Genomic DNA, 18,720 nt, shown 5'->3' with positions numbered 1-18,720 from the left:
ATGGCTAAAAATCTCGCTAAAGATGCCGGTAAGGACGCCATTCGCGAATTGGGCTGGTGGAAAGCTCATCGTTTCTTGCTGCTAAGACGTGTATGTCAGTTATCTATTATCGCTTTATTTATGATTGGGCCGACATGGGGCGTGTTGAAGGGGAACCTCTCCTCAAGCTTATTATTGGATACGATTCCGCTTAGTGATCCGCTATTGCTCCTGCAAACATTAGCAACCGGGCATTGGCCGGAAGTGAATGCCCTGATTGGCGTTACCATTGTTACGGTGTTCTACATGGTTATTGCGCCACGAGCCTTTTGTGCTTGGGTCTGCCCATTGAACATAGTGACGGATTTCGCCGCATGGTTGAGGAGAAAACTCAACTTAAAGGCAAGTTATAAATGGTCACCTAAGATTCGTTATTGGCTGATTCCAGTCATATTACTCGGCAGTGCGGTTTCTGGCTCCTTGCTATGGGCGTGGGTAGACCCGGTTGCGACGCTGCATCGTGGGCTAGTGTTTGGTATGGGGGCCGGTTGGATACTTATCGTATTAGTGTTCTTGCTAGACTTAGTCATGGTTGAGCATGGTTGGTGTGGGCACCTTTGTCCATTGGGTGCGACTTATGGCGTCATTGGCCGTAAGAGTGTCATTCGTATAAAAGCAACCCACCGAGAAGCGTGCACAAAATGCATGGATTGCTACAACGTTTGCCCCGAGCCGGATGTGCTCAGGCAACCGCTTAAGGAAGGCGATCGCCGTGTGATGAGTCAGGACTGCATCAGTTGTGGGCGCTGTATTGATGTTTGTGCACTCAGCGTGTTGGAGTTTAAGGTCAAACCTAAAGCTGATTGACCCGGTATTACGGTATGAGACCGCTACACGGCAAGAGCCGATGGACTCTGTTCGTGTCGGGCAGTCTTTGCTAGATCCCCTGATAGTCTTTTACCAATAATGAATTTATTGCCAATTGATGGGTTTCATATGGCAATGACTGTCTGGTGAAAAGACAATCAACCAGGCACTTTCTTCCCAGTTAACATAGGTATTATCAATCGCTTGATAATTAGTCGATTGAATATTAAGACATTGAATACTTGGCTGTCCTTCTCTTTTCAATTCTAGTGTTAAACGTCCTGCGTACTTTGGCACAGTGAGTGGTTGTGACAGTGTTTTTCCCTCAAGCCCTTGGATGATTTGAGTTCCATTCAGATAAAGATCCGATGCCGTGTTTTGACTAGGCGTAGACGCATCAATGACAAATACGGGTACCGTCTGTTCAGATTGAGTCACAACCGGTCTTTGGACGGTATACAGTGAATAGTTATTAGTGTTGCTATCGCCGAAAGCAAAGACCCAATAAGGTTGTTCTGCGTCGGCAATAATTTGCGTGCTTGCTTTCACGAGTTGTGTATTGCGGTCAAGCAGTGCAATGGTGATTTCTTGATTGTTTAACGTATCAAAATAGTAAGAAATCGTTGAGCGTGCACTGCTACTAAATAACATGTGCGGCTCGGTTAGGCGTTGCTGACTGTTTTCATTACTGTAGGCAACGACATGCGTTACTGAAAAGTCACTTCCGCCATAAACATAATCGAAGACATGCAGATCTTGTTGCACCTTGAATCCATCAATGTCAGGTGTCACGTTGACTCCGCCGTCACTGCCTCCCCCGCCACAGCCATAAAGAAAGAGACTAGTGGTAAGCAGTACAAAAATGTCGAATGAACGAAAGTTATGCATAGTGTTGTTCTCGAATTAATAAAAGGCAAAAGTAAGGTAAGGCAAAGGCGTGATCATTTAGTGAGAAAAAAATCGCGGCTTTTTATATATAAAGCCATCCTTGGGCATCGAAATGGCTTGAGAATATGTTGCCATCTTGGTGTCAAATGGTTCGCAGTAACGCAATAATGGTTGGTCATATAATCTAATGTCTCTTCAATCACTTGATCCCATTGCGAGTCAAATGCAGTGGTAAGTTGGCTAGATTTAGGGGACGTAGACCAGATCTTATTGCTGATTTGTGGACAAATATAAATATTGCCCACTTCATCAACAATGACTTCCCCTTTTAATTGGTTATCCCGAAATTTTTTATTTACGTCATCTTGTGCATCGGTCTTAATTTCGATTGAATAGATATATGGCATGTTATTTTCCTATGGTTATACGCAGCCCTCAGGTGTCATCCTGATAGGCGTCTTTAATGTCATTTAGTGATTAGAGAAAGTGGCGAGGGTCTCTAATACTTAGGTCAATACCATCCAGTTGGTTTGATAATTGCGAAACATCATTAATGATGATCTTACTTCGATTAAGCTCGACAAGGTGCTCTCGTTCAAGTTGTTTCATGACTTCATTGACCCGTTGCCTAGCAATCCCCGTCATTTCACTGAGCTGCTGTTGCGAGAGCGCTATTTCATTGCAGGTTCGATGTTTGTCTAAGTGCGCTAAAATTTCTATGAGTTGATAAACCACTCTAATATTAAGGGTTTCACTGTTGATAAGTTGGCTTTGCAGCCATTTCGCTCGTGATTCAAAGGTGAGCGAATAAAACCATTTGTATATTTCATGACTACTGTGGGCAATATTTCTTAATTGTTCATTATTAAAGTTCACCACTGTGCATGGTTCTATTTCAATAAAAACAAATGACGATAACGACGATGTACTATCAATATAGTTTCCAAACCAACCACCTTTTCCGATAATAATACAGTTTGCGGTTTTTAAGTTTGGTGTTTGAATACATACCGCCAATGTGCCTTGTTCAAGAAAGTTAACGCCTTGATTAATGAGGCGAGAGTTATCTAAATCCCGCTCTACAACCTGTTTTCGCTTAGCAAGTGTGACTAATTGTTGTTTTAAAGCCGAGGAAAGCTCCGTCGTCCACCTTAGGTTTTGACTGTCTACATTGTCGGTCATGCTTTCCTCACCACTATTCATCAACGCTGTTTTCTCTATCACAATCTACCATCGCTAGTGGCTGATTTATAACGAAGTATACTGCTCTACATTGAAGTATAGTCTCCTTGTATTCGCTTCGCTTACGTTGTCGAGGTTTTGTACTCATGCCTTGATGTTGCAAGTAGTATAAAAGCAACCTAGTACAAGAAATATCCGTTAGCGGACACTTCTCAATAACAATGAGAAAATAGCCCGAAAGGGTAGTTTCTGGCTCCTGGAGTAACCAGTTTTAGTAGTAAGTAGTAAGTAGTAAGTAGTAAGAAGTAAGCGGCTTAAGTTAGAAGCTCGCGACCAAAGAATCAAAAGCGTGGAAAGCGCAGAATATGAAAGAGTTGGCGTAAAGTTAAGCAGAGTGGACGTGAACCTACAATTAAAGCATGACTTTGTTTTGCCGTGGATTAGCCTCCAATTCGACCGCTGTGGGTAGAAGGTCGAAAAGGAGAGGAAAAATGCTAGTTCGCAATATCGAGTTGGTTATCTTTCACGCCATTCGTTCTAAACCAGCCAGCAATGCTAAAGCGTTCACGTTGAGTTGGGAGAACTTCATGTGGAAATTGCTCTGAGAAGAAAACCAGTAAACGTCCGGATTTCGGGGTAATGCGAGTGAGCTCGTTGTCATTAAGATCGTAAACCACTAAGTCACCGCCATCTTCTTTTGACCATTCATCATTCATATAAAACACGGTGGTGAGACGACGGTTTTCATTGTCGCGAAAACAGTCTAGATGTTTTTGGTAAAAGTCGCCTTTTTCATATTTTGCGAAATGCGCTTCGTATTCAAACAACCCCAGAAAGAAGTTTTGATTGGCGGCTTGGCGGATAATTTCCATCTTGCTTAAAAACTGTTGCACAGGCTCACCAAGATCCTTGGATAGCCAACAGATCTTGTCACTGCGAATCGCGCTTTCTCGCACTTCTTCATCGTTTCGGCCGATACAGGCATTCTTCCAATTTTCAGGCAAACATTCTTTTAGTGCGCCTACTTGCTCTGGAGATAAAAAGTCATCCCAGATGTAATAACCTTGGGAGTCTAAGGTGTCGATTAGCTTTTGCATGATTGGCGCCGTGGTTGTCAGAAACAGGAGGGCGCTTTATAGAGAAAACGAGTACAGCGATCAATTCAGGTTTGTTATCGTCACGGTAGAAGAGGGTGATAACCCCCTTGATAGGGGCATCAAGGGGGAGAGGGCTTTATCGTCTTATGTTCATTATAGAACCCCGAACGTTATAGGATGAAGCTCTATAATTCGATACGATAGACCGAGGTCGTGCCACTGACTTCGTTGCCAACGGCAATAAAGTGTTGACCTTGGCGAGTGAAGTATTTAATGGATTCTGGACCTAAATCGCCCGCTTTCGGATTATAGATGTCATTGTCACAGTCACCGTCGTCGACTTCGGTACAAACCGATTCCTCAAAGTGACGATTATTGACGTACTTTAGAAATTTCGCTTGAGCGGGCTCAGTGACATCGTACACCATGATGCCTCCGTGACGTTCTAAACCAATGAACGCGTATGCGCGGCCATTGATTGTCGCGACATCGATGGCTTCAGGTTCCACCCCTTTATCATCACTGCGGTCGTCGGCAGAGTGATTGTTGTCATTTGTGCTGTTGAAGTGGGCTTTCTCTTGGCTTAGGACAACGGTCGCAAACTCGTCACCGCTGTCGAATACTCGCTCTCCCGTATCACTCCAAATAGAAAATGAACGTGCGCCAAACGCTTGAACCTTGTCGCTAGCGGCTAGCTCGCCTTCAGACTTAATCACTTTTAAGCGTGCAAGCTGGGTGTTGTCCTTGAGTGCACTAGCGAGAGGATGATCAGCCGCCACATTGAGTTTCTTGCCACGCACTTCGTCACTATAAGCGATACAAAAGTCCTTGTTATTGGCATAATCACTGACGCTTTGATCGTCGTCACCATCCCATTGGTAACCTAATTGATCACATTGTTGTTGAGTCGTGTCGAATCCGTATTCACGCCCATCGCCCTCGTTGGCTGTCACAATATATGTTGAGCCGTTAATGGTGTAACTGGCGATACTGTCTGGCATGTAAAGCCCTTCGAGCATGGGGTAGTGCTGTAAGTTACCGACGATTTTATCTTTGTTGGACGCATCCAGTTTCGCGCTTTGCCATGATTTCCCCCCTAATCCGTAGATAGCGTCGACAGTGGCGGAGCCCACATCAATCGCACTAAGGGCGTTATTCTCTTGTAAGGCAACAAAGATCTTTCCATTGTCGGTAAATGTCAGGTATTCAGGCTCTAAGTCTTGTGCAACGCTGGCTTTAGGGTGCCCAATACGGGTGCGAGCGTCGAGCTCAGAATGACGGCTACCCCCCATATTGAAATCTCTAAAATTGATTTGAGTGACGACGGCGTTCATCGGGCCAGAATTAAGATCCACTAACGTCACTGAGCCGTCTGGGTCGATGGAGTAATCGGCGTTAGGCTCCCCTTCATTCGCTGCTGCGATATAGCGGCCATCTTTTGAAAAGCTGACCATATCTGGCAGTGCACCCGCGGGATAGGTTGTGATGAGTGCAAGCGTATCGGAGCGGTACAGGGCGATAATACCATTCTCTTGTTTGTTCGCATTCTCTATAGCGACAGCCACTAAGCCTTGATGTGCTGAGACACTATTTGCAGCGCCAATCGAGACACCAGATTGATTGGCGGCAGATTGAAGATCGATGACACCCGTTGATTCAGGCAGGCTTTGTTCATTAAGTGATAACACATCTATTTTTTTCGCTTGGGCGTTGACGACATAGAGTTTATCGGTACAAGAATCGTAACTGACAATTTCCGCCGCTGATGTCGCAAACGGGGCGTTTGCGATGGAGGTACCGATTAATGATAACCCGCTGAATGTCGCTTCAGTTTCGCTAGGGAGTTGCTGCTCTTGACACTGAATGTTGAAGCTGTTGATTGCGTTAAAACCTTCAGTAGACTGATGATTTTCTGAAGGCTTTGAGCAGCCTGACATAGCGGTAATCGCGACGGTAAGCGCAGTGAGTTTAAGGTAGTGACGATTCATGTTTCCTCCGTGAATAATGCAACTTTGGATAACGCTCATAAACAAAAACAGAGCGCTCGATGACCATAAACATATTTTGTTACGCTTTGGTGACTTTTACGGAAAACAATGAAGCCCCTCCCGGAGAAACGGAGTGACAGAATGCTCAATTACTTAATTTATCGAGTGATAAGCGTAAATTAGCTCGGTAGGAGTGCTCGTCAACACTCCTACTATTACGGTAAAGGTTACGCGATTAACGACGTAAATCTAGGTAGGCTGTGTGCAAATCGCTGGTGGACATCTAGGTAGGTTTGCATATAGATCTCGTCAATGGTGTCGGGGCAAGGAAAGCGGCTAGAAAAGTCCATGTGTTTGCGGTCAATAGACAACTTTGCAGCCTCGATGATATGCGCAATGAACATGCGAGGATCTTCCAGTCCAATGGAGATTCGCATGGTCGTAGGCTTTATTCCAGATTCAACCAGAGCTTCGTCACTGAGCTCAGAGTGCGTGGTGAGGGCCGGGCACAGCGCAACGGTATTGGTTTGTCCTAAGCTTACTTGCATCCCAATGGCGGGTTCAAGCATGTCGAAGAACTGTTTAAATACATCACGATTGATAGGGGCGCGATTACCGTTTCCTTCCATATCAATCGTAAACAGTGCAGCAGGCAAGCCTAGGTACATATTGTTTTGGCAGTGCTCATAATTGTCACTATCAGGAAGGGCTGGGCATGAGACGTTGATGTCGGGATGTGCGTCAAATAACTTGGCTAACGTTAGCGTGTTAATGGTCTTTTGAATGACCCTCATCTCATAGGTTTTCATGCCGTTAAGTACTTCAAAGGCTTTATCGGCATCAAGAAATGCCCCCTTAATGTAGTAGACGTTCCAGAATAAGGTTTCGTTCCAAGGAATAATCACGTCTTCGCCATTAGGTTTAGTAAACGAAATGTCCTCACCTTTCGGCGCAAACATGGTTTCATTGCGTCCTATGACGACCCCTGCCGTCGTGGTGCCTGATCCAGCCAACTCTTTCGTGTACGAATGGACAACAAAGTCAGGACGCTCCATGACATCATCGCGTTTTAATACCGGGTGCAGTAGAGGGGTTCCGACGGTTGAATCGACAATGACGTCCCATCCTCTTTGGTGGGATTCATAGCTGATGGCGGCTACATCTAAGACATACCCGTGCGGGTTACACGGCGACTCTAAATAGACGTAGATTTTTTTCCCTTTGGCTAAGCGGTCTGCGTATTTCTCCGTGATGTCATCTAGGCGAGTTGCGAAATCATCGCCCCCGTAACCATCGACCCATTCGACGGCAATATTGAGGTTTGAAGACTTGCCAAACCAATCTTCTAGTAGCTGATAAGATCCGCCATAAATATTACGAGAAGAAAGCACGATATCTTCATAACCCAACAAGTGACTAAACAAGCCATCAATGGCAGCCATACCTGAGTTGAAGTTCCAAGCTAGGTATTCGTTCGCTCGCTCGCCCGCTTCAATATCAACCATATGATTGGCTAACGCGATAGACGTTGGGTTGAGCAAACGTGAGTAAATGTCATGTAATGGCTCTTTACCATTAAAGGCATCTTCAATCCATTCAGTACACGCAAATAAGTAGGTTGCCGTACGAGTAATCACTGGGCTTGCGGAGAATATCGCCGAGACATTATCGAATATTGGGTAGGCACCTTTCGACGCAAAATGACCATTGTTGGTGGCAATAGATTGGTACGTGGAGCGCATAGGGTTTTGCAAATTATCGAGAATTTTTGCAATCTGAAAGGATAAGAAGCGTTTGGCATTAAACCAGGCGATCCTGTCGCTTTTGTCGAGCTCAGACAGTCCATCAACGGTGATAGCCCATAAGTCATGAGTTTTACTGTTTGCTTGATAGAGCGTGGTCGCGAGTTCGACCAGAGTCGTGCCATATTCACTGTTTGGGTCAATACCAAAGTGTTTGGCTTGCTCAATGGCCAGTGTTTGTGCTTTTTCATGCTTGGTGGTTTTTCGTAGTGGGCTCAGTTGGGTTGCGATGTTCATGTCTGGTTCCTTTTGACTGTTCTCCTTAAAGTCTAGAAATCCTCAGTGGCGAATGATTGCGAGTTTCCACTCTTAGTACTAATGTTAAGCAATATTATTGCGCATGAGCGGTAAAGATTGATAGATAATTGCGAGAATGGTCATGGATGATATAGATAAGAGAATTTTGAGTGAGCTGCAGAGTAATGCACGGCTGTCTAATCAAGAGCTGGCCGATAGAGTATCGTTGTCACCTTCCCCTTGTTTACGTCGCGTCAGGGCATTAGAAAAGCGCGGTATAATTAACGGTTATCATGCCAGTGTTGACCAAGAAGCGTGCGGGTTGCCAATAACGGTGTTTGTGTTGGTAAAATTAGAAAAGCCGACGCAGGAACAGATGCGGCATTTTGAGCAACATGTGGCGCAGCTCGATGAGGTGTTGGAGTGCTTTTTGATGACGGGAAACCACGATTATCTACTTCATGTCGTGAGTGGTTCTTTGAAAACCTACGAGCAATTTATTCGTAGAGAGTTAACGAGATTGCCGAACATCGCAGCCATAGAATCCAGTTTTGCATTTGGTCAGGTGAAGCGTAAAACGAAGCTGCCCATTTAGCTTAAACATCATCAAACTTAAGCACGATCAAACTTAAGTGCTATCACTATGCTTCATCGTTGGTTTTGGGTGATGGAGACCCAAAGCCAACGATGTTATTTCGTTAGTCGATGACTATTGGCTAATCACCATTTGTCCCAGTATATAGCCTGCGCAACAGGCTGAAACCACACCGATAAGCCCGACACTCATGAATGAGTGGTTAAAATACCACTTGCCAATTTTCGTTGTGCCAGACGAGTCAAAATTCACCGTAGCAATATCGGAAGGGTAGTTAGGGATAAAGAAGTATCCGTAGACAGCAGGCATTAAACCAATCAGTAGTGCGGGTTCAAGCCCGAGCCCTAAGCCGACGGGTAGCATCATACGCGCTGTTGCGGCTTGGGAGTTGACGACAACAGAAACCGTAAATAGCGCAAGCGCAAACGTCCATGGGTAGTCCGTGACCATACCGACGATACCCGATTTGAATTGTGGCATTGCGTATTGGAAATACGTATCAGACATCCAAGCAATACCAAAGATGGCAATCGCTGCGACCATTCCAGATTTAAACACAACGCCGTTAGGGACTAAGCGTGGGTCGGTATTAGTGGCAAGCAGAATAATGCCCCCAAAGCAGAGCATCATCATCTGAATGATCACAGCCATGCTTATGGGTTTGCCCCCGTCTGTAATGGTGCGAATCTCAGGTACCATCGCAATTATCACGATCACAACGATTGATAGCAAAAAGATCAATACCGAGTTTCTTGCAGAACTTGGGAGGACTTCATCAAGCGATGTTGCTGTGGTATTTAGGATACGCTCACGCCACTCCGGATCTTTTAAGCGTGATTGATACTCAGGATCATCATCAAGCTCCTTGCCGCGTTTCATGCTGTATAACGACATGAGCAAGGTACCAAATAAGGTAGCAGGAACGGTCACCATTAAGATAGACAGTAAGGTAATATTGGTTTGGATCTGTGAGAGTTGCGCGAGGTAATAGACAACGGCAGCAGAAATTGGCGACGCGGTGATGGCAATCTGAGAGGCAACGGAAGACGCCGCCATTGGTCGCTCTGGACGGATGCCATTTTTAAGTGCGACATCACCAATAATAGGCATAATGGAATAAACCGCGTGTCCAGTGCCAAGTAAAAACGTCATGCTGTAAGTCACAAATGGCGCAATGAGAGTGACGCGTTTTGGGTTTTTACGCAGTAGTCTCTCCGCGACTTGAAGCATGTATTTTAGACCGCCAGCGGCTTCTAAAATAGACGCACAGGTGACCACCGCTAAAATAATGAGCATGACGGTGACTGGCGGAGAGGTTGGTGGCATCTTGAAAATGAAAACTTCAATGGTTAAGCCGATACCCGATACAATGCCAAGACCAATCCCGCCTTTCCTCGAGCCAATATAGAGCATGAGGAGTAGGAACAGAAACTCTAGATACAACATCACTATTTCCTTATTTACAATTTGTAACAGTGAAGTAATTATCCCCTATTATTGTATGGTTATTTGAATGTAAGATCACATAACGTATTGAACTTATGCTAGAAATTTAATTCTATAAGATGAGTCACTCTATAGGTGAGATTCGTGAATGAGGTGTAAATTAACTGTGATTAATGCGCAAGGATAAGGTTGCAATAGTGAAAATCTCTACACCGATAGATATAGAAAATTGGCGTAAAGGTTAATAGCGAACGATAAATAGCGAGTGTTTCGTTATTTATCGTTATATATGCGCAGACTCTTTCGTTTCACAGCTCATTATGTGTCACTAGGAGGGAATAACCGAGCGGACGTAATGAATTCCCCAAAGGTTTCGCACCAAACAATTGCGGTAGTGTATTGGGCTAAATCGGTATTTTCGGGTAGAGAGAGTAGGAAGCGGTCAAAGGTCTTGATATCGCCTATACGAAGCATATCCGCTTTGTGAGTGTTGAAATCACTTTCTGTTTCAATATAAGTCGGCGATAAATACAGCTTGTAATCTGGGCCCGGCGCGAGTTCGCCGATAAACATCACACTGTTATGGGTGACGGTTATTTTACCTTCACCCCAATGGAAGAAGTCACTGTCTTCACGGTCTTTAGAGAACTCACCGACCATACTGATTTGCTCGGTAGGCAGAGTTTTTGTGTTGAACTCGGGGGAGTCTGGTTGTATCAAAATAGGCAAAATATAGATACCGAGCATAAAGCCGGAAAATAACGCCGCTAAATGGGTACAAAGTAATATCACTCGTTTCAAAATTGCTCTCCGACTGGCCGTCTTTTGGTCGCTCTTACGGGCTTTCCATTCTCACGAATAATGACGAATGTATCGCCAATAGCTGGCTTATCATCAGTGATTGGCTGATAGATAATAGCGCGTCTAACGCTGATAACTTAACCATAGAACATTTCAATGCAGAGCCTCAAACAAATTCGTTTCTATTGCAATGTCGGTCGCATGGAATGGGCTAGCAATGGTTTAATCCGATGTCATTGACGCCTTATTGGTATTGATGGTTCTGAATGGTATTGCGAATTAACTGACGAGTGGCTTTATGTTGCTCGTCATTGAGGAAGCGACGGTGATAAATCATTCGAAACTGAACGTCTCTTAACTGAATGGGGATATCGATAACCTTGAGGTTAAGTAGCGGTGCCATATGTTTAGCAAGAGACACGGTGGATGCACCGATTAAATTGGTCGTTGCAGCAAGCGATAACATACTCGACAGGGAGCCAGTCTGTGCTTTAACTCGTCGGGGTGGCATGGCTCTTTCTGCTAGGAATTCAAGCATGACCATGTCATTTCTGCGAATATTGAGTGCAATGTGTTCCAATTTAAAATACTGCTCAAACGTCAAACTGTCGCCAATACTCGGATGATCGTTGCGACAAACACAAACAACAGGTTCACTGAATAGGTCTTCAACGACGTGAGAACGACTTTTGCTGCTAGCAACATCGATAACCAAGTCGACTTTTTGTGAGTCAATATCGGCTAACAGTTGTGATTCGCTAAGCGGGGGCTCTTGGAAAGAAAGACCGTCGATATCACAAACTAAGTGCATCAAACTTTCGTTACAATAGACTTTGGTAACATCTTGGTTTTGTTCGATGCTTTCCAGTACGGCCAGAGGCGCGGCTATCTTATTGGCAAGTGCCACGGCTGCGCCGGTAGGAGTAATACTGCGACCGGAACGGACAAACAAGGCCTTTCCCACCACGGCTTCTAGTCTTTTTAATGCTGCACTAACGGCTGGCTGTGTGACCTCCAGAGCATCGGCTGCACGAGTAATCGAGCCGTGTTTGTATATCGCTTGAAATGTGATGAGTAGATTAAGATCCATACGGTGTTGCACTCCATGAGTTTTTCTAGGCTTATCACGAACGATGGGAGGTGAGTCGTAGTATTGACATCGCCGCTCATCCATTAATATATCAAGGTCAATACGAGGTCAAGGGGGAGAAGAAGGGGGGAGGGGGCGGTGAAGAGTACGTTTGGTTAGGTGATATTCAATCCTTCGAATATCAGTATGTTATGCAGGTAAGTGGTAGGGTGGTTTAGTCATTAACCCTAGCTCTTATGCTGATCAGAATGGAAATACCACACCAACCTTACCGTATGTGTTACGAGTATCTTTGCCAAATACACCTTCATTACCGACTTCAACATAAGGCACCATGTTTTGGATGTCGGTGAAAGTGGCACGCAACTCTAGGTTGTAGATTGTGTCTTTATTTCGGTCAGCACCAGAATCTAAAGCAATCACATCTTTATTATTCTGTTTTTGGCCCACGACTTTTGCGTTAAAATACATGCGGTCTGTGACTTGCTTACCCGCGGCGAGATCAAAACGATAGATGTCTCCTCTTGGCGCATTGTGGCCAGAGCGTAAATCGGTATCTTTACGTAATCGAAGTGATGTATCGAATAGATCGGCAATATTACCGCCAACTGTTACACCAAATTTGTTTTGGTCATTAACTGGCTTTGCCGGGTCATGTTGTACACTCTTCTTGTCTACAAATTCATACTCTCCTTTTAGCCAAAAGCCATCGAAGTCATGCTTGTAGTTAACATTGTACTCATTTTCGAAATTCGCTTTACGTTTTGCTGATGCACCAAAACCTTCATAACCGACAAATGCTTTGATACCAGAGCCGTTATTCGCTGAATATTCTTTTTCACCATTTACAAACTTCGCGTCCAGTTCTACGCCGCCAGATAGGCCTTCTGCCATAATGTTTGCAGAAAAAACCGATGTTAGCGCAAGGACGATTGCTGTTTTTTTCATTTTCGTTACCTTATTTTATGAGTCCACTGATTTGGAACGGCGCTAAGTTAACGAAAATATCGAATAGATTTAAATTGGCTTCTGACTTGTTTTCGAATGGGTGGCGGTTGACATTTTTATTGGCTGCTTTTGGTGTGATGAAAAAAATAGTAATGTCTCTGAAGCCATTAAGGAGCGTTAATGGGGGGAGGTATCCTAAAAGCAAAAGCAAAAGCTAACAAGGAATAGGCAAAAAAAACACCTCGAAAAGTGAGGTGTTTTGAGCACAATGCCTGTTCCAGAACTCCGTAGAGTCCAAGTCTTTAATGAGCTCCAATGGGTTAATCTGCTATCTGCTATCTGCTTGTGATGGTTTAAATGGCATTTAAGTAGGCTTTTAATGCCTTTAATCGGACAGTAGCGCCACCAATGATATCCATGAAACCAAGCTTAGAGGATGGTTTATCGGCTGATACCCAGCCAGAACCCGTGGCACCAAGCGGTACGTTATAGCCTTCTGGCTCTTCGAACTCGATAACAATGGTACGTCCATGTGAACCGGTATTATTGCCAACGTGTTGGCGGACTTGCTGGCTAGAACCTAATGCAGAGACGGTTGCTTCACCAGTGTTGCTTGTGATGCTATGAACGCGTCCTCTAAAAATTTCACCTGGATGAGAATTGACAAAAAATTCCGCAAACTGTCCTTCTTTGATATGACGATATGTTTGGTCGCTAACGCGCATTTCGACAAATTTTCGACCCGTGTCATATAAGAACAAGTTACCAGTACGAGATCCTTTAGCGATGTTAATCACACCAACAACGCCATCAAATGGTGCTCTAACCTGATTGCGGTCATTAAGCCATTGCTTTTGGTTTATTTGCGCTCTAATGCTGTCGGCATCAGAGTGGGCAGCCATTAAATCTGCATTGCCTTGTTGAATTCGCGTATGCAGTTCATCACGCTCTTGCTCTGAGCTGAATTCATCCAAACTGATGAGGCGTTGGTGATTCTTTTTATCAATGATGATTTGTTCTTCAATGCTGATAATTCTATGCTCACTGGCAATCAGTCGTGAACGTAGGCTTTTAATTTCTTCATCGGTATCTTCTGACTCTAACGTATAAAGCAGTTCACCTTTTTTAACAATTTGGTTATGAGTGACGTAAATGTCTTTAACTTGTTGCCCAAACAGTGGGCTAAGTACCGCGTGGGGGGCTTTCACCGTTGTACTGTCCGTCAGATCGGCAGGAGACCAGAATCGGTGCGCGGTAAACAATAGAAATGCGATAAACGCACCAAAACCTACGCTTAACACTGCGTTTCTCAGTGTCCACTTGATGACACCGAGTTTAACCAGTAACCAAATAATCAGGACGTAAGGGAGCATGATCTCTTTCATTTCATTTCTTCCTTCTTATTGCCGTAGATACCGCTGTTGATTACTCGACTTATTGCTTTACCAACGGCTTCCCAATCTGTAAACGCAATGATGATTGCCAGTACCCACCACAGCTTATCAATGAACAAACCACACAGAGACAGGGCAAACACTAAGTTAGCATGGGCACTTTGCATGTATTGGCTGCGGTGTACGGCCACTTCGTGGAGTTGCCAAAGTAAATACAGGACATAGGCAACAATCGATAAAGTAATGACAAAAATGATACCCATGAACATTTCAGAGTTAAGCAGACCAATGATGGTCGGCTGACCATTGGTAAAATGGTCGCTAGGCAACGCTTGCCCATGTATGGTTGAAAGTAACGAAAAGGCGTAGCTCAAGGTTAAAAAGCTACCAATAATGAGTACCGCCTTAAGGCTGAACCTAAAGGACTTAATGAGAAATGGTTTCATGCTAGGTTATCCGTGTATCGATAAGAGAGCGAAAGTAAACGGGAGTCAAAGTGGCAGCAAGTCGTCGTTTCACTTGAAACGTATGTACGGCTATAAGCCAATTTTCTTGAGGATGAACGCCAGTGGTGTCGGGTGTTAAAAGGCGATGTTGGTTAAATAGTCTGAGCATAGTTTTTCCTATATCAGGCTATCCTTAGCGTTAATGCGAACCGTAAACCTCTAAACGATCATTCAATGGCTATAATCTATTGAGAAGCGTAGTTGTAGTGAATCGATAGCGCGTCGATACTGGGCAAGTAAACCGCTGTTCTACGATTCTGTGTATGGAAATATCGTATTCTATTTGCCCATTGAAATACATTCGGTCAACTAGGGTTCTGACATCAATTTCATTTATGTATTGTCGTCGGTGATTGGCAAATTTGAGGATGAATCGAAAGGATTGGTTGTTGGTAAATCATTCAAACTGATTACTTGTTCACCAAACAAACGGATTTCTATGCTTTTATCTAATGAAATGCTATACAAGTAAAATATCGTCAGTTAACATTCGTTTGTTCCAGAAAATTGGAACCAAAATGATAACAAACGGACGTTTGTACTCATTGATGCCGAGATGGTGAAATTGGTAGACACGCTAGCATGAGGTGCTAGTGCCTATGGTGTGAGGGTTCGAGTCCCTCTCTCGGCACCATTCCTTTCCTTATTGTACACAGAGCACATTCGTACATAGACTACATAAGTACACAGACTACATGCAGAACAACGGAATCGGTTCAAAGCACATCAGTACGTCTAACTCAGATTCAATTCAACTATTGACTGAGGTGTCTCTTCACGCCCTTTTACACCTAGAATTCAAAAAACGCGATGCAAAGTCTATGCACCTTGATCGTGATAAATGCAATGATTTGTTGGTTCGCTGGTTAAAACCAAAACTCAAAAGCAATAAATACAAAGCCATTCGTAAGCAGCTTAAGACGATGAGTCTACAGGCCAAAAAGTCTCAAGTTGATCTAGAAGAGGTACTGTTGATTGGCATTGAGGCAAAACCTGAAGTCATGCAACCGCATTTAGACAGCTATTTGCTGCTCATTCGCGAAATTGAAAAAAAACTGGGTACCACCGCACTACTTTCTAGCCCAAGACACGTCGACCTTAAGCATGATGAAGATAGTTGCTTGTTGTGTGTGTTATCTGATGATCTTAATAGTCACTTTGGTACTAAAAATCAGTTGGTGAGCAGTATCTCTATTCTATTTCGTGGGACAGTTCGTGAAAAGCACCTATTCCTTGGTACTATCTATGCGAATGATGTTTTTGCGTATCAACTCCAATATGAAGATGAAAACTTTGTACGGATTGAGCTTGAGCTAAATCATTAACGCAAAAATATCGTCGATGAGTAATTGACTTTGTTCTGGTCGAGATTGACTGGCGCGCACGTAGCTTCGAATACCCATAATTTGTATCTGAACATATTGACCTAAGCGTTGGGCGTCGAGTGAGGGGTCTATTTCGCCACATTCCTGTGCCTCTTTTATTACCTTCTCAAATTCATTTTCAATTCTAAGCAGAGCTTGCCTGGCACTGTTAAGCAATTCTGCGTTGTCTTCGGTAAGTTCTGCAATGGTCTTTGCCAGCATGCATAAGTGACTTGGCATTGGTTGCTCATTGGGAATGACCGCAGCGCTGACAAAGCTCTTTAAACCTAGCAAAGGAGAAGAAGATGCACAGACAGTGTCAGACAGGCGTCTAATGCTTTGCTCAGCGTAATGCTCTAATGCCACTTGGAATAGCCCTTCCTTACTGCCAAATTCCGCATAGATACTGCCAGGTCGCATATCGATTGCGTCTTGTAAGCTACGCATAGAGGTGGCGTGATAGCCTTTTTCCCAATACAACAGCATAGCATTATGTATGACTTCTTCGCGTTGGAATTTAGCCGTTTTGGCCATGATGCTTTTCTCTTAATTGAACGTATGTTCAAATTTTAGCGTGAACCTAATATGAAGTAAAGTGGGGGCGCTTGTACTAGGAGGCGGGTTAGATAATGTGATTTGTCTTAGTTTGATTGGTCTTAGTGTGAATATAAAAAAGAGCCACGATATCGCGGCTCTTTGTGTGGCTGAGTAATTGATTATTTATACTTAGGCCGTCGCTTCGCTCTCGCCTTTTAGCGGAAGTACCACACCTTCTACCAGCTTATCAATCATTTCGTTCGTCACTAGCACGATACCATTTTCTGATACGGTAAAGCGGGCATTGTCTTGCTCAGCATCAAAGCCGATGATCATACCATCAGGAATTTGACAGCCCTCACCAACAATGACTTTTTGAAGTTTACAGTCCATACCTACGGTGGCATTAGGCAGAAGGATAGAGTCTGTGACTTCTGCACGGTCTTCCACTCTTACGTCAGATGAAATAAGACTGTGCTTGATCTGCGCGCCGGAAATGATCGCGCCGGCACACAGTACAGAATCAATAGCAAAACCACGTCGATCTGGTTCATTGAATAAGAACTTTACGCCAGGACGCTGTACCTGGCTGGTCATGATTGGCCAGCTGGTATCGTAGAGATCTAGCTCAGGCGTTGGGGCAAGTAGATCCATCGTTGCAGCGTAGTACTCTTCTACATGACCCACATCACGCCAATAACCGTTGGCACCAGGGTGACCTTTTTCGCTAAAAACGTAGCCTTTTAACTTACTACGGCCGATAAGGCTTGGAATGATGTTATGGCCAAAGTCATGCTTGTAATTTGGATCGTTAAGCGCCTGTTTTAATTCGTTATCAAGTACATCCAGATTGAAGATATAGATACCCATAGAGATCAGAGCTTTGCTTTCATCGTTTGGCATCGACGGTGGGTTACTTGGTTTTTCTACGAAATTAATGATGTCGCCGTCTTGGTTAAGCCCCATCACTCCGAATTCCGACGCTTCCTCGATTGGTTTTTGGATACAAGCGACAGTAACGTCTGCGCCACTTTCCACATGGAAATTGACCATGCGTGAGTAGTCCATTTTGTAGATGTGATCGCCACCCAAAATTAGAATTCGTTCTGTTTGGTCGTGTCGTTTAATGAGGTCTAAGTTTTGGTAAATCGCATCTGCCGTACCGCGGTACCAGTCTTCACCGACACGTTGCTGGGCAGGAATGATGTGTACCCCTTCATTTAGCGCCGAGTACGTTGATTGCCAACCCGTTTGGATATGAGTGATCAGGTCTTGCGCCATATATTGCGTAAGTACCCCGACTTTTCGGATACCTGAGTTGATACAGTTGGATAATGCAAAATCGATGATTTTAAACTTACCACCGAATGACACTGCTGGTTTTGCAACGCTAGAGGTGAGTTCTTTAAGCCGAGTTCCTTTTCCTCCTGCGAGGATCATAGCCGTTGTATTACGTAGTCGAGCATTACTCGAAATATGAGAATATTGGTTTTCCTTTGGCATTGTATTACTCCTTTTATTACAAGCGCAAAGACGTGCGGGGGAGTGTAAACGTGCTTTCTTCTCGTGAGAAAGTTAGTGTTTATTTGAGTTCACCCATTAACGTCATATAAATAGCCCCTCTATAAGAACAGAGAAGCGCTATGCGATCCATGTCATATTAGGCAAAGCGATTAACAAGCATTGGATCTTGGTTGTAGATCACAGAACGCCGTATCAATAGTGAAACAATTGTTGTCAACGTGTTTCAAACGTAACGGGTTTCGTACGCTTTGCTCTGTCTAGTAATCAGTATGCACCGTATATGCACTTCATTACATTCATATGACATCGATAGGGATCAGTAGCGAGACGTGTTTCAAACGTTGGAGTGTGAGGTAGGCGACGTTTATCGCTGGCAGCGAAACCGAGTTCTCACGGTAATAAAGAGTTGAGTTATCCGTAATAATACATAAACTTGTCGGTATTCAGAGCGTGACCGATCGCGAGCACGCTCTTT

At 44.2% G+C, this 18,720-nt stretch carries 18 protein-coding genes and 1 tRNA gene; 5 read left to right on the top strand and 14 right to left on the bottom strand.

The window, feature by feature from the left end; translation table 11 throughout:
• Positions 1-846 carry a quinol dehydrogenase ferredoxin subunit NapH gene (gene napH / locus MD535_RS15750; RefSeq protein WP_265675979.1) on the top strand — a complete coding sequence of 282 codons (846 nt, stop codon included), beginning with the start codon at positions 1-3 and terminating at the stop codon, positions 844-846.
• 105 nt (positions 847-951) lie between these two features.
• Here napH and MD535_RS15745 read toward each other — a convergent pair whose 3' ends face one another.
• The 6 genes from MD535_RS15745 to MD535_RS15720 all read right to left on the bottom strand — a co-directional run bounded on the left by MD535_RS15745 (position 952) and on the right by MD535_RS15720 (position 8,040).
• Entirely contained in the window at positions 952-1,734 is a 783-nt protein-coding gene (locus MD535_RS15745; RefSeq protein ID WP_265675978.1) for a hypothetical protein, read from the bottom strand.
• A gap of 53 nt (positions 1,735-1,787) precedes the next feature.
• Positions 1,788-2,141, bottom strand: a complete 354-nt coding sequence (locus MD535_RS15740; RefSeq protein WP_265675977.1) for a hypothetical protein — start codon at positions 2,139-2,141, stop codon at positions 1,788-1,790.
• A gap of 70 nt (positions 2,142-2,211) precedes the next feature.
• Positions 2,212-2,958, bottom strand: coding sequence for a Crp/Fnr family transcriptional regulator (locus MD535_RS15735; RefSeq protein WP_265675976.1), 747 nt, complete (start codon positions 2,956-2,958; stop codon positions 2,212-2,214).
• 452 nt (positions 2,959-3,410) lie between these two features.
• Entirely contained in the window at positions 3,411-4,013 is a 603-nt protein-coding gene (locus MD535_RS15730) for a 2OG-Fe(II) oxygenase (RefSeq protein WP_265675975.1), read from the bottom strand.
• Between the two features lie 185 nt (positions 4,014-4,198).
• On the bottom strand, positions 4,199-6,001 hold the full coding sequence (locus tag MD535_RS15725) for a choice-of-anchor I family protein (protein WP_265675974.1): 1,803 nt from the start codon (positions 5,999-6,001) through the stop codon (positions 4,199-4,201).
• Positions 6,002-6,228: 227 nt separating this feature from the next.
• Positions 6,229-8,040, bottom strand: coding sequence for a PLP-dependent transferase (locus MD535_RS15720; protein ID WP_265675973.1), 1,812 nt, complete (start codon positions 8,038-8,040; stop codon positions 6,229-6,231).
• Positions 8,041-8,182: 142 nt separating this feature from the next.
• Between MD535_RS15720 and MD535_RS15715 the strand changes: the two genes are divergently transcribed.
• Complete coding sequence (locus MD535_RS15715; RefSeq protein ID WP_265675972.1) at positions 8,183-8,635, top strand: Lrp/AsnC family transcriptional regulator; 453 nt, start codon at positions 8,183-8,185, stop codon at positions 8,633-8,635.
• A 114-nt stretch (positions 8,636-8,749) separates the two neighbouring features.
• On the opposite strand, the gene MD535_RS15710 is transcribed toward MD535_RS15715, so the two are convergent.
• The 3 genes from MD535_RS15710 to MD535_RS15700 form a co-directional block, all read right to left on the bottom strand.
• Positions 8,750-10,081, bottom strand: a complete 1,332-nt coding sequence (locus MD535_RS15710) for an anaerobic C4-dicarboxylate transporter (protein ID WP_265675971.1) — start codon at positions 10,079-10,081, stop codon at positions 8,750-8,752.
• A 318-nt stretch (positions 10,082-10,399) separates the two neighbouring features.
• Entirely contained in the window at positions 10,400-10,882 is a 483-nt protein-coding gene (locus MD535_RS15705) for a DM13 domain-containing protein (RefSeq protein WP_265675970.1), read from the bottom strand.
• A gap of 244 nt (positions 10,883-11,126) precedes the next feature.
• The gene (locus MD535_RS15700; RefSeq protein WP_265675969.1) at positions 11,127-11,972 is read right to left on the bottom strand and encodes a LysR family transcriptional regulator; all 846 of its coding nucleotides are present in this window, start codon (positions 11,970-11,972) and stop codon (positions 11,127-11,129) included.
• A 50-nt stretch (positions 11,973-12,022) separates the two neighbouring features.
• Here MD535_RS15700 and MD535_RS15695 point away from each other — a divergent pair, with 50 nt between their 5' ends.
• Positions 12,023-12,190, top strand: a complete 168-nt coding sequence (locus MD535_RS15695; RefSeq protein WP_265675968.1) for a hypothetical protein — start codon at positions 12,023-12,025, stop codon at positions 12,188-12,190.
• A 25-nt stretch (positions 12,191-12,215) separates the two neighbouring features.
• Here MD535_RS15695 and MD535_RS15690 read toward each other — a convergent pair whose 3' ends face one another.
• The 3 genes from MD535_RS15690 to MD535_RS15680 form a co-directional block, all read right to left on the bottom strand.
• Positions 12,216-12,920 carry a hypothetical protein gene (locus MD535_RS15690; RefSeq protein ID WP_265675967.1) on the bottom strand — a complete coding sequence of 235 codons (705 nt, stop codon included), beginning with the start codon at positions 12,918-12,920 and terminating at the stop codon, positions 12,216-12,218.
• A gap of 353 nt (positions 12,921-13,273) precedes the next feature.
• Positions 13,274-14,305, bottom strand: a complete 1,032-nt coding sequence (locus tag MD535_RS15685; protein WP_265675966.1) for an HlyD family secretion protein — start codon at positions 14,303-14,305, stop codon at positions 13,274-13,276.
• Positions 14,302-14,760: a magnesium transporter gene (locus MD535_RS15680; protein ID WP_265675965.1), complete on the bottom strand. Its 459-nt coding sequence runs from the start codon at positions 14,758-14,760 to the stop codon at positions 14,302-14,304. The genes MD535_RS15685 and MD535_RS15680 overlap by 4 nt, the downstream gene beginning before the upstream one ends.
• A 610-nt stretch (positions 14,761-15,370) precedes the next feature.
• On the opposite strand from MD535_RS15680, the gene MD535_RS15675 reads away from it, so the two are divergent.
• Positions 15,371-15,454 (top strand) — tRNA-Leu (locus MD535_RS15675).
• 76 nt (positions 15,455-15,530) lie between these two features.
• A complete protein-coding gene (locus tag MD535_RS15670; protein WP_390902946.1) occupies positions 15,531-16,145 on the top strand; it encodes a DUF2913 family protein in 615 nt (204 codons plus the stop codon).
• On the opposite strand, the gene MD535_RS15665 is transcribed toward MD535_RS15670, so the two are convergent.
• Both MD535_RS15665 and glgC read right to left on the bottom strand, forming a co-directional pair.
• Positions 16,134-16,718: a TetR/AcrR family transcriptional regulator gene (locus tag MD535_RS15665; RefSeq protein WP_265675963.1), complete on the bottom strand. Its 585-nt coding sequence runs from the start codon at positions 16,716-16,718 to the stop codon at positions 16,134-16,136. The genes MD535_RS15670 and MD535_RS15665 overlap by 12 nt on opposite strands.
• Positions 16,719-16,910: 192 nt before the next feature.
• On the bottom strand, positions 16,911-18,224 hold the full coding sequence (gene glgC / locus MD535_RS15660) for a glucose-1-phosphate adenylyltransferase (protein WP_265675961.1): 1,314 nt from the start codon (positions 18,222-18,224) through the stop codon (positions 16,911-16,913).
• Positions 18,225-18,720 lie beyond the last annotated feature (496 nt).

Origin of the sequence: Vibrio qingdaonensis (genome assembly GCF_026191675.1) — a bacterium.
Taxonomy (GTDB): domain Bacteria; phylum Pseudomonadota; class Gammaproteobacteria; order Enterobacterales; family Vibrionaceae; genus Vibrio; species Vibrio qingdaonensis.
This window is presented reverse-complemented; position numbering and strand designations above follow the sequence as displayed.